Origin of the sequence: Kitasatospora sp. CMC57 (genome assembly GCF_045866025.2) — a bacterium.
Lineage (GTDB): Bacteria > Actinomycetota > Actinomycetes > Streptomycetales > Streptomycetaceae > Kitasatospora.
The window spans coordinates 3,403,683-3,416,985 of sequence record NZ_AP035881.2 but is presented as its reverse complement, the minus strand read 5'-3'; the positions used below and the strand labels follow the sequence as shown (position 1 = coordinate 3,416,985).

The following is a 13,303-nucleotide window of genomic DNA, read 5'->3' as shown; positions in this document are numbered from 1 at the left end:
AGGGGTCAACCGTGGGCAGCGTGGCCGAGCAGATGGTCGAGGTACTCCGGCAGGCCGGCGTTGAGCGGGTCTACGGCGTGGTGGGGGACAGCCTCAACCCCGTGGTGGACGCCATCCGCCGGGCCGACGGGATCGACTGGGTGCACGTCAGGAACGAGGAGGCGGGCGCCTTCGCGGCGGCGGCCGACGCCGAGCTGACGGGCCGGCTGGCGGTCTGTGCCGGTTCCTGCGGGCCCGGCAACACGCACCTCGTCCAGGGCCTGTACGACGCCCAGCGCAGCGGGCTGCCCGTGCTCGCGCTGGCCTCGCACATCCCGAGCGCCCAGATCGGCACCGGGTTCTTCCAGGAGACCCACCCCGAGCGGGTGTTCGTGGACTGCAGCGCCTGGTGCGAGATGGTCTCCACTCCGGCCCAGCTGCCCCGCCTGCTCCGGGTCGCGGTGCAGCACGCGCTCGGCGCCCGGGGCGTCTCGACTCTCGTCTTCCCCGGTGACGTGGCCGCGCTGCCCGCCGCCAACCCGACCGGGACCGGCAGTTTCCTCACCGAGCAGGCGGTGGCCGCTCCGCCGTGGTCCCAGGTGCAGGCGCTGGCCGAGCGGCTGAACGCGGCCGAGCGGGTCACGCTGTTCTGCGGGGCGGGGGTGCGCGAGGCGCACACCGGGGTGATGGAGCTGGCCGGCCGGGTGCTGGCCCCCGTCGGGCACTCCCTGCGCGGCAAGGAGTGGATCCAGTTCGACAATCCGTATGACGTCGGGATGAGCGGCCTGCTGGGCTACGGGTCCTGCCACCAGGCGCTGCACGAGGCCGATCTGGTGGTGCTGCTCGGCACCGACTTCCCGTACGACGCCTTCCTGCCCGGGGCCAACACCGTCCAGGTCGACCACGACGCCACCCGGCTGGGCCGCCGTACGCCGCTGGAGCTCGCGGTGCACGGCGATGTGGCGGCCACCCTGCGGGCCGTGCTGCCGCTGGTGGAGCAGAAGACCGACCGGGGCCACCTGGACGGGCTGCTGAGCAGGCACTACAAGGCGCTCGAGGGGGTGGTCGGCGCCTACACGCGGAAGATCGAGAAGCACGTGCCGATCCATCCCGAGTACGTCGCCTCGGTGCTGGACGAACTCGCCGCCGACGACGCGGTGTTCACCGTCGACACCGGGATGAACAACGTCTGGGCGGCCCGCTACCTGACGCCCAACGGGCGGCGGCGGGTGATCGGTTCGTTCCTGCACGGCTCGATGGCGAACGCCCTGCCGCACGCGATCGGGGCCCAACTGGCCGAGCCGGGACGGCAGGTGATCTCGATGTCCGGGGACGGCGGCCTCGGCATGCTGCTGGGTGAGCTGCTGACGGTGGCGAAGTACGGACTGCCGGTCAAGGTCGTGGTGTTCAACAACGGCGCGCTCGGCATGATCAAGCTGGAGATGCTGGTCAGCGGGTACCCCGAGGCCGAGATCGACAACGGCGACGTGGACTACGCGGCGCTGGCCAGGGCGATCGGCATCGAGGCCACCCGGGTCACCGACCCGACGAAGGTGCGTGAGGTGCTGGCCGAGGCTCTGGAGCGGCCGGGGCCGGTGCTGGTGGACGTGGTGACGGACCCGAACGCCCTCTCCATCCCGCCGCACATCACCGCCGCCCAGCTGAAGGGCTTCGCGCTGGCGGCCGGGCGGACGGTGCTCTCGGGCGGGGTGGGACGGATGATCGACCTGGCCCGCAGCAACCTGCGGAACATCCCCCGGCCGTAGCTTTTGCCTCACGGGCAAATTTCTTGCCACCCAGGCAGGGTGGGTGTCCACTGGAGCCATGAACGTGGACCAGGAGGTCGAGGGCCTCGGTGCCCGACTCCGTGAACACCGCTCGGCCAGCCGTCTCACCCTGGAGGCGGCGGCCGGCCGGGTCGGGCTCTCCCCAGCGTATCTCTCCCGGCTGGAGACCGGTCTGCGGCAGCCCTCGCTGCCGGTCCTGCTCGGCCTGGCCCGGGCGTACGGCACCACCGTCTCCGACCTGCTCGGCGAGCAGCCCGGCGAGCCGGAGCCGGTGATCCGGGGCGGCGCCATCGAGCCGGACCGGGCCGGCGGCTGGGGCTACCGCCGGGCGGGCGCGCCGGGGCGGGCGCTCCAGGCGCTGCACGTCCAGGTGCCGCCCGGTCTGCAGGACGCCGTGGTGCGCGTCCATCCCGGTGAGGAGTGGCTGTACGTGACCCGGGGGCGGCTCCGGCTCACCCTCGGCGAGCAGGACCACCTGCTCGACCCGGGCGACTCGGCCCACTTCGACTCGCTCACCCCGCACTGCATCGCCGCCGACTCCCCGGACGGCGTCGAGCTGCTCTTCCTGCACACCCTGCTCCAGAGCCCCGGCAGCAACCTCTGCCTGGGCAACCCGCACTGAAAGGGGTCCACCGCCATGGCCAAGCCCACCACCACCGACGCAGGGAGCCGCACCGACCGCCGGGTGCTCAAGCGGGTCCTGATCTACATGGTCGCCACCCACGTCTTCCTCGGATTCCTCGCGCTGCTCTTCGAGATCGGCGGCCGGGGCTGACGCCTGGTCAGAGCGTGGCCAGCGTGCAGAGCGCCTCCAGCGCCCCGGGCCAGGCCCGTTCGGGCGGGGTGCCGTAGCCGATCACCAGGGCGGACGGGGCGTCCGGAACGGGCTCCGCCGAGTCGGCGCGGCAGCCCGACATGGTGTTCAGTGACAGGCCCAACCAGCCCGCGTGCCGCAGGAGTTCGCCATCCGTGAGCGAACCCGGAGGCAGTTCCAGGACGGCGTGCAGCCCGGCCGCGATGCCGGTCACCCGGACCTCCGGAGCCCGTTCGGCCAGGGTGCCGATCAGCTGGTCGCGGCGGCGCCGGTAGTGCAGGCGGCAGCGCCGGACATGCCGGTCGAAGCCGCCCGAGGTGATCAGCTCGGCCAGGGTGAGCTGGTCCATCGCGCCGGACTGCCCGTCGGCCAGCTCCTTCTGCCGCATCACCGGTTCGACCAGCGCGGCGGGCAGGGCCAGCCAGCCGAGCCGCAGGCCGGGGGCCAGGCTCTTGCTGGCGGTGCCCGCGTAGACCACCCGCTCCGGATCCAGCGCCTGCATCGCCCCGACCGGTTGCCGGTCGTACCTGAACTCGCCGTCGTAGTCGTCCTCGATCACGATGCCGCCGGTCTCCCGAGCCCAGTCCACCGCCGCAGCCCGGCGGTTGGCGCGCAGCGGCACCCCGGTCGGGAACTGGTGGGCCGAGGTGAGCACCACCGCGCCGACGTCGAGCCCGCCGAGCAGGTCGGTCCTGGCCCCGTGCCCGTCCAGCGGCAGCGGCACGGTGGCCAGCCCGGCGGCGGTGATCACCGCCTGCTGCGGCGGCAGCCCGTACTCCTCCACCGCGACCGCGCCGACCCCCCGTTCGCGTAGCGCCCCGCAGAGCAGCGCGAGCCCCTGGGTGTACCCGGCGCAGATCAGGATCCGTTCGGGATCGGTGCGCACCCCGCGCACCCGAGCGAGGTAGTCCGCGAGCGCCCGGCGCAGTTCGATCCGTCCGCGCGGGTCCGAGTATCCGAGCGCCTCGTGCGGTGCCACCGCGAGCGCCCGGCGCGCGGCGGCCAGCCAGGCCGAGCGCGGGAACAGCGTCAGATCCGGCCGCCCCGGCATCAGGTCGAACCGGACGGCCGGGGTTCGCTGCGGCGTACGCGGCGCGGCGGACACCGAAGCCGCCCCGCGCTCCGCCACCACGGTGCCCGAGCCCTGACGTGCCGTCATCCAGCCCTCGGCGGTCAGCAGCGCGTACGCCTCCGCCACGGTGTTCCGCGCGATGCCCAGGTCCGCCGCCAGCACCCGGGACGACGGCAGCCTGGTCCCGGCCGCGAGCCGCCCGTCCCGGGCCGCCGTCCGGAGCGCGTCCTCCAGTGCGGCGCGCAGGCCGAGCCCGCGTGCCCGTCCGGCGGAGAGGTCCAGGTGTAGGTCGCCGCCGAAAGTGGCCCAGGATTCCATCGGCCCAATGAACCATACGAGTGGGCCGCAGTGCACCTAGGGTGAAGATCATGACGAACGCACCGAAGGACTACGTGGACGCCCCCGAGCAGCGCTTCTCGATGCCCGACCTCTCGCCCGAGTGGTACCGGGCGATGATCCGCCTGGACGCCGCCTCGCGGCCGCTGGTCGACCCGGTGATCGGCGAGCTGGTGCGCACGCTGGCCTCCTCGATCAACGGCTGCGCGTACTGCCTGGACATGCACACTGCCGACGCCCGGAAGGCGGGGGAGCAGGAGCACCGGCTGTACGCCCTGCCGGCCTGGCGGGAGACCCCGTACTTCACCGCGAAGGAGCGGGCGGCACTCGCGCTGACCGAGTCGGTCACCCGGCTGAGCGAGGGGCACGTGCCGGACGACGTGTACGAGGAGGCGGCCAAGCAGTTCGCGCCGAACGAGCTCTCCCAGCTGCTCGCGGTGATCATCTCGATCAACTCCTGGAACCGGATCGGCGTCACCTGCCGTCTCAGCCCCGCCCCCAAGCAGAGCTGAATCGTCCAGATCCGAAAACCGCCGGTCCGACCCGGGACGAACTGACAAGGTAGGCAGCATGACGACCACTCAGCAGGCCAAGGCCGAGCTCCTGCACGAACTGCACGTCCCGGGTGCGCCGTTGGTGCTCGCCAACGTCTGGGACGGGGCCACCGCCCGGCTGGTGGCCGCCACCGGCGCCCCGGCCTTGGCCACCGCCAGCGCCAGCGTCTCCTGGACCAGGGGCGTGCGGGACGGCGGCGGCCTCGACCTGGCCGGTTCGCTGGCCCAGACCGCACTGGTGGTCCGGGCGGTGGACGTCCCGGTCACCGCCGACCTGGAGGACGGCCTGGCCGAGGACGCCGCCGGAGTCGGCCGGACCGTCACCGAACTGCTCGCCCTCGGCGCGGTCGGGATGAACCTGGAGGACGGCACCGCCACCGGCCTGCGTCCGGTCGCCGAGGCGGCCGAGCGGGTCGCGGCGGCCCGGGAGGCGGCCGAGGCGGCGGGCGTCCGGCTCTACCTGAACGCGCGCACCGACGTCTTCCTGTCCGGCGGGGGCGACGTCGAGGACGCGGTCGAGCGGGCCCGGGCCTACCTGGCGGCGGGCGCCAGCGGCATCTTCGTCCCCGGCCCGACCGACCCCGCCCTGATCACCGAACTGCTCGCCGCGCTGCCGGGCGTCCTGCTGAACGTCGGAGGTGGCCCCGGCACGCCCACCGTCGCCGAGACGGCCGCCCTCGGCGTCGCCCGGATCAGCCTCGGCCCCGGCCTGGCCAGGGTCGCGTACGCGGCGGTCCGCCGCGCCGCGGAGGAGGTCTACGGGTCCGGCAGCTACGGGTCCCTGACGGGCGGTCTGGAGTACGGCGAGCTGAACGCGCTGTTCGACAGGCCCTAACCCCGTGGTACCACCGCGTACGCCCCGCACACCGGGGTGGCGGCGGACGCCTGCTTGCCGAGCAGCGGGATGCTCCCGATCTGCTCGACGCAGGTGCCCGCCGCACCGACGGGGTGGTCGGAGTTGAGCTTGCCGCCCATGTTGTTGTCCGCCTGGGCGGCCGGCGCGGCGATGGCCAGACCGGCCATGGTGAGGGCGGCGAGCGCCGCGATCTTACGCATGGCCGGTCCAACGAGACGGACCCCCGGCCGTTACGGTCCGGAGGGCCGGGGGCCGCCGATTCAGCTCGTTCGGACGCTGAGCGTGCGCACGCTGTTGCTGACGAAGGACGCGATCGGCTCCGGTGCCTCCCCGTCCGCGAGCCGGAGGCCCGGGAAGCGGGTGAAGAGCAGCCGCAGCGCCGTCTCGGCCTCCAGTCGGGCGAGTCCGGCGCCGAGGCAGAAGTGCGGGCCGTGGCCGAGCGAGAGGTGCTTGGCGGGCCGCCGGCCGAGGTCGAAGCGGTCCGCGTCCGCGAAGTGCTGCTCGTCGCGGCCGGCCGAGGCGTACGAGGCGATCAGTGCCTCCCCCTGACGGATCACCACCTCGCCGACCCGGATGTCCTCGGTCGCGTAGCGGAGCGGGAACTGCCCGACCGGCGAGTCGTAGCGGAGCGTCTCCTCGACCACCGCCGCCCAGCTGTACGTTCCGTCCAGCACCGCCGCCAGCTGCGCCGGATGCGCCAGCAGGGCCCGTACCGCGTTGGTGATCAGGTTGAGCGTGGTCTCGTGCCCGGCGACCAGCATCAGCAGCAGGGTGCCGACCAGCTCCTGTTCGGTGAGCCGGTCGTCGTCGGCCCGCGCGGCGATCAGGTCGGTGGTGAGGTCGTCGCCGGGTTCGGCGCGCTTGGCCGCCACCACCGAGGCGAGCAGCGCGAACAGGCCCTGCTGCGCGGCGACAGCCGCAGCGGGGGTGGCCGAGCTGGAGACCAGGGTGTTGGAGAGCTCGTGCAGCTCGTCCTGCTGCTTGGGCGGCAGGCCGAGGAGCTCGCCGATCACCTGCATCGGGAGCGGGTACGCGAAGTACTCGCGCAGGTCGAAGTCCCCCTCCAACGAAGCGACTTCGTCCAGCAGCCGGGCGGCCCTGGCCTCGATCGCGGGCGCCAGCTCGGCGATCCGGCGCGGGGTGAAGGCCTGGGTGACCAGTCCGCGCAACCGTCGGTGGTCCTCGCCGTCGGCGGTCACCATGCCGGGCACGGTGACGAAGTTGAGCAGCGGCCAGCCCTCCGGCAGCCGGCCCTCCCTGAAGGTGGTCCAGAGCTGCGCGTTCTTGCCGACCCTGGGGTCGTTCAGCAGCGACTGGAGGGTGTCGTGCCGGGTTATCGCCCAGACCACCACCCCGCCAGGGAGTTCCACCAGGACCGCGGGCCCTGCCGCTCGGAGCCGGGCGTTCTCGGCGTGCTGGTCGCCGCCGAAGGGGTCGAGACGGAGGGGAGCGGCGGTGGCGTCCATGCGGGCCTTTCGGAGGGGGGAGTGCGGGGCGGCGTGAAGGCGCTGTAGAGCACCGGCAGGGAGACCAGGGCTCGCGACCAGGGGGACGGACGCCAGGCCAGTTCATGGCCGGGGACGGCGAGTTGGAGATCGGGCAGGCGGTGCAGCAGGGTCTCCACCGCAGTCTCCACGATCAGCCGGGCGGGCTGCTGGGCCGGGCAGACGTGCTTGCCCGCGCCCCAGGCGAGGTGGGCCCGGTTGCCGCCGATGCCCTCCGGGGTGAGCACCGAGGGGTCGGCGTTGGCAGCGGCCAGGCCGAGCACCAGCATGTCGCCCGCGCTGATGTACTGGCCGCCGAGCACGGTGTCGCCGGTGGCCCAGCGCCCGGGGAAGTTCTGGGTCGGCGGGTCCCGCCAGAGCACCTCGTCCAGGGCGTCCGAGACGGTCAGCCGACCGCCCGTCAGAGTGGCCCGGAACCGGCGGTCGGTGAGCAGCAGCCGAAGCGTGTTACCGGTCCAGTTGATGGTGGTCTCGTTGCCCGCGACCATGATCACCACCAGGTGGTGCACCGCCTCCTCGTCGGTGATCGCGGCCGGGTGGGCCAGCAGCCAGGAGGTCAGATCGGCGGCGGGCCGCTCGCGGCGCTTGCGGACCAGGTCGAGCAGGATCGCCTGGAACTCCGCGTTGGCCCGCACCGACTTGTCGCTGCTGTCCACGAAGTGGCTGATCAGCTGGACGATGTGCGGCCCGGCCTCGGCGGGCAGGCCGATCAGCTGGGTGAACACCATCAGCGGCAGCTGCCGGGCGTACTGGGCGATCAGGTCGGCGGTGCCGTCAGGACCCCAGCCGTCGATCAGGGTGTCGGCCGCGGCCTCGGTGGCCTGCCGGAGCTGCCGGTGGTCGATCCTGGCCAGCGTCTCGGAGACCGCCGCCCGCAGCCGGTGGTGCTCGGCACCGTCCAGGTTGAGCAGGGTCGGCCGCCAGGCGGTCATCGGCAGCAGCCGGGAGTCCGACTTCAAGCGGCCCTCGGCGGGCACCCGCCAGCGGCGCGAGTCCTTGGAGAACAGCTGCTCGTTCCGGGTGAGTTCGAGCAGCTCCGGATAGCCAAGCACGAGCCAGGCCTCCACCCCGGGCTCCAGCTCGATCGGCGCGACCGGGCCGTGCTGCTCGCGCAGCCTGGCGTAGAGGCCGTGCGGGTCCTCGGCCACCGCGGCGCCGAACAACGCGGTGGCGGCCGGACCGGCCGGTCGGTGGGCCGGGCAGCCGGGCGGGGGCACCGTGGCGGCCGTCTCCGGCAGGGGGGTCGTCATGGCTGGAGCTCCAGTACCGCGGTCGAGTGCAGGTGGTCGACGAAGTCGATCAGGACGTCGTACGAGGCCCGGCGGTCCCGGGCGTCGCAGCTGAGGATCGGTACCCCGGGCAGCAGGTCGAGCGCCGCCCTGAGGTCCTCCTCGGGGTGGTCCGGGCTGTCCGGGAAGGTGTTGACGGCCACCGCGAACGGGATCCGCTGCTCCTCCAACTGCCCCAGCACGTCGAAGCTCTCCTCGATCCGCCGGGTGTCCACCAGGGCGATCGCGCCCAGCGCCCCGCGCGAGAGGTCCTCCCAGAGCGGCCAGAACCGCTGCTGGCCCGGCGTGCCGAAGAGGTAGAGCGCCAGCCGGGAGTTGAGGGTGATCCGGCCGAAGTCCAGGGCCACCGTGGTGGTGGTCTTGTCAGGTCGTCCGGTCAGGTCGTCCACGCCCACCCCGGCGGTGGTCATGGTCTCCTCGGTGCGCAGTGGGGCGATCTCGCTGAGCGAGCCGACCAGGGTGGTCTTGCCGACCCCGAAGGGTCCGGTGACCAGGATCTTCACGGCGCTCTGCACGGTGTCGGGCAGATAGGCGGGCCGGAGCTCAGCGGAGCTGGCGGAGGCCAAGGAGCACCTCCTCCAGGAGGGTCGCGGGCAGGCGCTCGGCCTGCTGCACGGGGGGACGGACCAGGACGGCGCCGAGGTCCCAGAGGTCACCGATCAGCACCCTGACCACGCCGAGCGAGAGCCGCAGGTGGGCGGCGATCTCGGCGACCGAGAGCAGCTCCTGGCAGATCGTCAGGATCCGCTGCTGCTCCCGGTTCAGGGCCGCGGGTTCCGGGACGGTGCCTGGCACGGTGGAGACCAGGCTCTCCAGGGCCAGCACGTTCCGGCTCGGACGGCTCCGCCCGCCGGTGATCACGTACGGCCGGACCGGGCCGCTCATGCGACCACCCCGCCGCGCTCGTCAGCCGCGCCGCGGACCACGAACCCTCCGGCGGCCCGCTCGCCGCGCCCGCTCACCGGGTGCTCCCGGTCGCGTGCTCCGCCCTGGGCGGGCTGGTCAGGTGGGTGCCGATCCGGTCGACCAGCACCTGCATCTGGTACGCCACCAGACCCGCGTCCACCGCCTCGCCGGTCACCACGGCGAGGTGCGCCCCTGCGCCGGCCGCCACCACGAACAGGTAGCCGCCGCCGTACTCGACGATGATCTGCCGGGTGCTGCTCTGCGGGCCGCCGAAGCCCTGTGCCACGCCCCGGGCCAGCGACTGCAGGCCGGAGCAGGCGGCGGCCAGCCGCTCGGCGTCGTCCCGGTCGATCCGCTCGCTGCGACCGATCTCGAGACCGTCGTTGGACACCACGAGGGCGTGCTGCACCTCGGGGACGGTGACGATGTCGGCGAGCAGCCAGCCGAGGTCAGGATTCGGGGTCATGGGAGTCTCCGGAGCGCTGGGGTCGGGGGGAGTCGGGGTGCTGGTCCTGCTGGTGCCGGGCGGCCGAACGGCCGCTGGCGGTGCCGGCCTGGAAGAGCGACATGAAGTTCTGCGCCTCCCCGGCCGAGCGCGGCGGTACGGGGGTACCGCCGGAGTTGGTGCCGGAGGTGGTGGCCGGGGAGTCGGTGCCGCGCCGGTTGGCCCGGCGGGGCAGTCCGCCGGGGCCGGGACGGGCGGAGGGCGGCCGCTCGGGGAGTTCGGCGCGCCGCTCGGCGGAGGGCGCGGTCGGGGCCGGCAGCGGGTCGGTGAGCAGCGCGGTCGGCAGCAGCACCACCACCCGGACCCCGCCGTACGGCGAGGGCGCCGAGCTGAGGGTGACCCGGAAGCCGTACTGCTCGGCCAGCCGGCCGACCGCAGCCAGGCCCAGCTGCGGGACCTCGCCGAGCCGGGAGACCTCCAGGGACGCGCCGCCGGCCAGGGCGGCGGCGGCCTTCTCGATCGCGTGCTCGGGCATGCCGACGCCGCCGTCGTCGATCTCGATCACGACGCCGTTGTGCACCGGCATCAGGGTGACGAAGACCTGGGTGCTGGGCGGGGAGTAGCGGGTGGCGTTGTCCAGCAGTTCGGCCACCGCGTGGATCAGCGCCTCGGCGGCCGCGCCGACCACGGCTGTCTCGGTCCGGCTGCGGACCACCACCCGCTGGAACGGCAGGATGCGGGACTGCGCGCCGCGCACCACGTCCTCCAGTGCGACCGGCTCGGGCCAGTGCCTGCCCGCCCGGGCGCCGCAGAGCACGGCCAGGGTCTGGGCCAGCCTGGCCTGTTGGGCGGCCGCGTGGTCGGCCCGGAGCAGGCCCTCCAACAGCTCCGGGTCGTCGTGGGTGCGTTCCATCTCGTCCAGCCCGGCCTGCTGGTCATGCGCCATCACCAGGATCCGGCGGGCCACGCTGAGGAAGGCCCGCTGGGTGGAGGCGTTCAGCTCCTGCTCCTGCTGGACGGCGGCGCTCTCGGTGCTCCGGCGCTCGGCCTCCGCCCTGACCTGCTCGCGGAGTTCGGCGTTCGCCCGCTCGCTCTCGGCCAGCCCGGACCGCAGGGTGCGGCTGACCGCGCGGTAGCGGGCGGCGGCCAGGAGGGCGAGAACGGCGATGGCGGCGAGCGCCGCGCCGAACCACTGAGTCATCGTCACGCGGCGAATTCTAAGGCGGTGATCCTACGTAAGTATGAACGGATCTGACGTTCAGTGATCTGATCCGTCCGAAATGCGCCTGGTCGCGGCTGGGGGATGGTCAGAAACCGCAGGTGGGCGGCCGTGTACCGTCAACTCTCGCTACCAGCAAGTAATTTCAGTCCATCGTCGTCCGGTGCAGGAGGAGAAGCGCGACATCGTCCGGCCGCGAGTGCCGTTCGGTCACGTTCAGCGTGAGCAGGTCGGCCAGCCGCTCCAGCGCACCGCCGGCACCCGGCCGGTCCGGCGCGCCGGTCCGCCGGCTCCACAGCTCCAGGCCGCCGATCATCCGCTGCACCGAGTCGTCGTAGTCCTCGCCCCGGTCCTCGACCAGACCGTCCGTGTACACCAGCAGGGTCTCGCCCACCGCCAGCCGACCCTCCGTCAGCGGGTAGGCGCCATGCGGGTCCACGCCCAGCGGCGGGCCGCCCGGCAGCTCCAGCTCGACCGCCCGGTGCCCGGCGATCCGGACCGGCGGCGGGTGCCCGGCCCGGGCGCCGTCCAGCCGCCCGGTCAGCGGGTCCAGGGTCAGGTAGAGGCAGGTCGCGAACAGGTCGGTGTCCAGCTCGGACAGCAGCCGGCTGGTCCTGGTCAGGGTCGCCGCCGGGTCGTGCCCGTCGGTGGCGTACGCCCTGAGCCCGCTGCGCAGCTGCCCCATCACGGCGGTGGCCTCGGCGTTGTGGCCCTGCACGTCACCGATCACCAGCCCGATCCGTCCGTCCGGCAGCGGTATCAGGTCGTACCAGTCGCCGCCGATCTGCATCCCCTCGGTGCTCGGCAGGTAGCGCGCGGCGGCCGACACCCCGGGCAGCTTCGGCAGGCTGCGCGGCAGCATCGCCCGCTGCAGCTCGGTGGCCCGGTGGTGGTGCGTGTCGTACAGCCGGGCCCGCTCCAGCGACTGGGCCAGGATGCCCGCGAACGCCGAGTACATGGTGCGGTCCTCCCGGCTGAAGGTCCGCTCGGTGGCGAAGGTGATCAGGCACGACCCCACCTGCCGTCCGGACGCCACCAGCGGCAGCACCGCCCAGGCCGCGGGCGCCAGCGGATTGCCGGTGACCCGCTGCCCCGGCTCGCTGAACAGCGGCACGGCCCGGGCCAGCGCGCTCTGCATCACCCCGGCCGAGAGGTCGTGCAGCCGGCTCAGCTCGGTCCGGTACGGGCCGCCGAACAGCGTGTGCGAGACCGGCAGCAGCCGGCCGTCGTCCACCAGGTCCAGCACCAGGCTGGCGGCGCCCAGCGCGGGCCTGGCTATGTCGGTCATCGCGCTGGTGACGTCCCGGACGCTGACCGCCCGGGACAGCGTCCTGGTCAGTGCCAGCAGCAGGGCGGACCTCGCTCCCGGCGCGGGTCCTTCGCCCGGTCCTGAGTCGGGACCGGTGCCTCCGCCGGCCCGCTGAGGGTCGGTCAGCAGGCCCGCCACCCGGACCGGGCGGCCGTGGATGTCGAGCATCACCTCGCCGTCCTCCTGGACCTGCATGCTGCTCCCGTCGTCCCGTCGGACCCGGTAGTGCAGCCGGTACGGGCCGCCGGAGGCGAGCGCCTCGGCCATGCCCGCCTGGAGGTCGGGCAGGTCCTCGGGGTGCACCAGCTTGGCCAGGTCGGGCGCGGGCGCCGTCTCCGCCTCCGGTGGCGGCGTCAGCCCGAACAGCCGGTAGGTCCGGGCGTCCCAGGTGGTCTCGCCGGTCACCAGGTCCCGGTCGAACGCCCCCGCTCCGGCCGCCAGCGCCGCCAGCGCGAGTACCGGCTGCCGGGACTGCGACCCACCGGCCCTGACCCCGGGCGGCAGCTGCTGGTCGGCGGCCTGGACGTGGTCGATCAGATGGGACATCCGGTGCGCGACGGCCTCTGCGAGCGTCTCCAGCACGTCCAGGTCACGGCGCGGCACGGTGCCCCGGTGGGCCAGCGCCAGGGCCAGCACACCGATCGCGACACCGTCCACGATCAGCGGCATGAGCGCCAGCGTGACCAGGCCGGTGCCCCGGCCCGCCAGCGTCTGCGGATAGTCGGCGCTGGTCTGCTCCGGGCTGAGCAGCACGGTCCCGCGGCGCCGCAGCGCGAGCGCCGCAGGCAGGTCGGAGGCGGGGTCGACCAGGCTGTAGAGCTCGTGCGCCCACTCCGGCAGGCCGTGCGAGGCCGCCAGCCTCAGCATCCCCTCGGCGTCGACCAGGTACAGCGCCGAGCCCTCACCGGTGATCCAGGCCGGGCCCTCCGCCAGGATGGTCCCGAGCATCTCGGTGGCACTGCCACTGCGCAGCAGCAGCCGTACGCATCGCATCGACGTCCTGGAACCCTGTACCCGGCTCTCGTCCTCGGGCGGCAGCCACGGTGAGGAAAGGTCCATCGGAAGCCCGGCCCTTCCGCTCGCTCAACGGCCCTGGGTCATGCTGAACATCTTATTTGCAGGCCCCTGCTCCAGCATCTACGGAAGGTCCTGGCCGACAGCTCAGCCGCCCGCGCCGAGGCGTCGGAGCACGACCAGGGTGCGGTCGTCGGCGACGTCGCGGGCCACCGTCG

14 protein-coding genes are annotated in these 13,303 nt (G+C 73.4%); 5 read left to right on the top strand and 9 right to left on the bottom strand.

Annotation, left to right across the window (positions count from 1 at the left end):
* Positions 1 to 32 precede the first annotated feature (32 nt).
* The 3 genes from ACKUU6_RS15060 to ACKUU6_RS15050 are packed head-to-tail and all read left to right on the top strand — an operon-like array spanning position 33 to position 2,541.
* The gene (locus tag ACKUU6_RS15060; protein WP_407992134.1) at positions 33 to 1,745 is read left to right on the top strand and encodes a pyruvate dehydrogenase; all 1,713 of its coding nucleotides are present in this window, start codon (positions 33 to 35) and stop codon (positions 1,743 to 1,745) included.
* 58 nt (positions 1,746 to 1,803) lie between these two features.
* Positions 1,804 to 2,388, top strand: coding sequence for a helix-turn-helix domain-containing protein (locus ACKUU6_RS15055; RefSeq protein WP_407989044.1), 585 nt, complete (start codon positions 1,804 to 1,806; stop codon positions 2,386 to 2,388).
* A 15-nt stretch (positions 2,389 to 2,403) separates the two neighbouring features.
* Positions 2,404 to 2,541 (top strand): DUF6126 family protein, encoded by a 138-nt coding sequence (locus ACKUU6_RS15050; RefSeq protein ID WP_407989043.1) that lies wholly within the window; start codon positions 2,404 to 2,406, stop codon positions 2,539 to 2,541.
* 7 nt (positions 2,542 to 2,548) lie between these two features.
* Here the strand turns inward: ACKUU6_RS15050 and ACKUU6_RS15045 are convergent, their stop codons facing one another.
* Entirely contained in the window at positions 2,549 to 3,970 is a 1,422-nt protein-coding gene (locus ACKUU6_RS15045; RefSeq protein ID WP_407989042.1) for a PLP-dependent aminotransferase family protein, read from the bottom strand.
* Between the two features lie 50 nt (positions 3,971 to 4,020).
* Here ACKUU6_RS15045 and ACKUU6_RS15040 point away from each other — a divergent pair, with 50 nt between their 5' ends.
* Together ACKUU6_RS15040 and ACKUU6_RS15035 are read left to right on the top strand one after the other, a co-directional pair.
* Positions 4,021 to 4,500, top strand: coding sequence for a carboxymuconolactone decarboxylase family protein (locus ACKUU6_RS15040; RefSeq protein ID WP_407989041.1), 480 nt, complete (start codon positions 4,021 to 4,023; stop codon positions 4,498 to 4,500).
* A 58-nt stretch (positions 4,501 to 4,558) separates the two neighbouring features.
* A complete protein-coding gene (locus ACKUU6_RS15035; protein ID WP_407989040.1) occupies positions 4,559 to 5,377 on the top strand; it encodes an isocitrate lyase/PEP mutase family protein in 819 nt (272 codons plus the stop codon).
* Here ACKUU6_RS15035 and ACKUU6_RS15030 read toward each other — a convergent pair.
* The 8 genes from ACKUU6_RS15030 to ACKUU6_RS14995 all read right to left on the bottom strand — a co-directional run bounded on the left by ACKUU6_RS15030 (position 5,374) and on the right by ACKUU6_RS14995 (position 13,130).
* Positions 5,374 to 5,598 carry a hypothetical protein gene (locus tag ACKUU6_RS15030; protein ID WP_407989039.1) on the bottom strand — a complete coding sequence of 75 codons (225 nt, stop codon included), beginning with the start codon at positions 5,596 to 5,598 and terminating at the stop codon, positions 5,374 to 5,376. The genes ACKUU6_RS15035 and ACKUU6_RS15030 overlap by 4 nt on opposite strands.
* A 60-nt stretch (positions 5,599 to 5,658) precedes the next feature.
* Positions 5,659 to 6,768, bottom strand: coding sequence for a cytochrome P450 family protein (locus ACKUU6_RS15025; protein ID WP_407989038.1), 1,110 nt, complete (start codon positions 6,766 to 6,768; stop codon positions 5,659 to 5,661).
* Positions 6,732 to 8,153: a cytochrome P450 gene (locus ACKUU6_RS15020; RefSeq protein WP_407989036.1), complete on the bottom strand. Its 1,422-nt coding sequence runs from the start codon at positions 8,151 to 8,153 to the stop codon at positions 6,732 to 6,734. The genes ACKUU6_RS15025 and ACKUU6_RS15020 overlap by 37 nt, the downstream gene beginning before the upstream one ends.
* Positions 8,150 to 8,758 (bottom strand): GTP-binding protein, encoded by a 609-nt coding sequence (locus tag ACKUU6_RS15015; protein WP_407989035.1) that lies wholly within the window; start codon positions 8,756 to 8,758, stop codon positions 8,150 to 8,152. The genes ACKUU6_RS15020 and ACKUU6_RS15015 overlap by 4 nt, the downstream gene beginning before the upstream one ends.
* Positions 8,736 to 9,077, bottom strand: a complete 342-nt coding sequence (locus tag ACKUU6_RS15010) for a DUF742 domain-containing protein (RefSeq protein WP_407989034.1) — start codon at positions 9,075 to 9,077, stop codon at positions 8,736 to 8,738. The genes ACKUU6_RS15015 and ACKUU6_RS15010 overlap by 23 nt, the downstream gene beginning before the upstream one ends.
* Before the next feature lie 73 nt (positions 9,078 to 9,150).
* The gene (locus ACKUU6_RS15005) at positions 9,151 to 9,564 is read right to left on the bottom strand and encodes a roadblock/LC7 domain-containing protein (RefSeq protein WP_407989033.1); all 414 of its coding nucleotides are present in this window, start codon (positions 9,562 to 9,564) and stop codon (positions 9,151 to 9,153) included.
* The gene (locus tag ACKUU6_RS15000) at positions 9,548 to 10,744 is read right to left on the bottom strand and encodes an ATP-binding protein (protein WP_407992133.1); all 1,197 of its coding nucleotides are present in this window, start codon (positions 10,742 to 10,744) and stop codon (positions 9,548 to 9,550) included. Before ACKUU6_RS15000 ends, ACKUU6_RS15005 begins: the two co-directional genes overlap by 17 nt.
* A 163-nt stretch (positions 10,745 to 10,907) precedes the next feature.
* A complete protein-coding gene (locus tag ACKUU6_RS14995) occupies positions 10,908 to 13,130 on the bottom strand; it encodes a SpoIIE family protein phosphatase (protein WP_407989032.1) in 2,223 nt (740 codons plus the stop codon).
* Positions 13,131 to 13,303 lie beyond the last annotated feature (173 nt).

Coding starts and splice junctions, on each gene's coding strand:
- ACKUU6_RS15060 (WP_407992134.1), top strand. CDS start 33: ATGGTCGAGGTACTCCGGCAGGCCGGCGTTGAGCGGGTCTACGGCGTG.
- ACKUU6_RS15055 (WP_407989044.1), top strand. CDS start 1,804: ATGAACGTGGACCAGGAGGTCGAGGGCCTCGGTGCCCGACTCCGTGAA.
- ACKUU6_RS15050 (WP_407989043.1), top strand. CDS start 2,404: ATGGCCAAGCCCACCACCACCGACGCAGGGAGCCGCACCGACCGCCGG.
- ACKUU6_RS15045 (WP_407989042.1), bottom strand. CDS start 3,970: ATGGAATCCTGGGCCACTTTCGGCGGCGACCTACACCTGGACCTCTCC.
- ACKUU6_RS15040 (WP_407989041.1), top strand. CDS start 4,021: ATGACGAACGCACCGAAGGACTACGTGGACGCCCCCGAGCAGCGCTTC.
- ACKUU6_RS15035 (WP_407989040.1), top strand. CDS start 4,559: ATGACGACCACTCAGCAGGCCAAGGCCGAGCTCCTGCACGAACTGCAC.
- ACKUU6_RS15030 (WP_407989039.1), bottom strand. CDS start 5,598: ATGCGTAAGATCGCGGCGCTCGCCGCCCTCACCATGGCCGGTCTGGCC.
- ACKUU6_RS15020 (WP_407989036.1), bottom strand. CDS start 8,153: ATGACGACCCCCCTGCCGGAGACGGCCGCCACGGTGCCCCCGCCCGGC.
- ACKUU6_RS15010 (WP_407989034.1), bottom strand. CDS start 9,077: ATGAGCGGCCCGGTCCGGCCGTACGTGATCACCGGCGGGCGGAGCCGT.
- ACKUU6_RS15005 (WP_407989033.1), bottom strand. CDS start 9,564: ATGACCCCGAATCCTGACCTCGGCTGGCTGCTCGCCGACATCGTCACC.
- ACKUU6_RS15000 (WP_407992133.1), bottom strand. CDS start 10,744: ATGACTCAGTGGTTCGGCGCGGCGCTCGCCGCCATCGCCGTTCTCGCC.
- ACKUU6_RS14995 (WP_407989032.1), bottom strand. CDS start 13,130: ATGGACCTTTCCTCACCGTGGCTGCCGCCCGAGGACGAGAGCCGGGTA.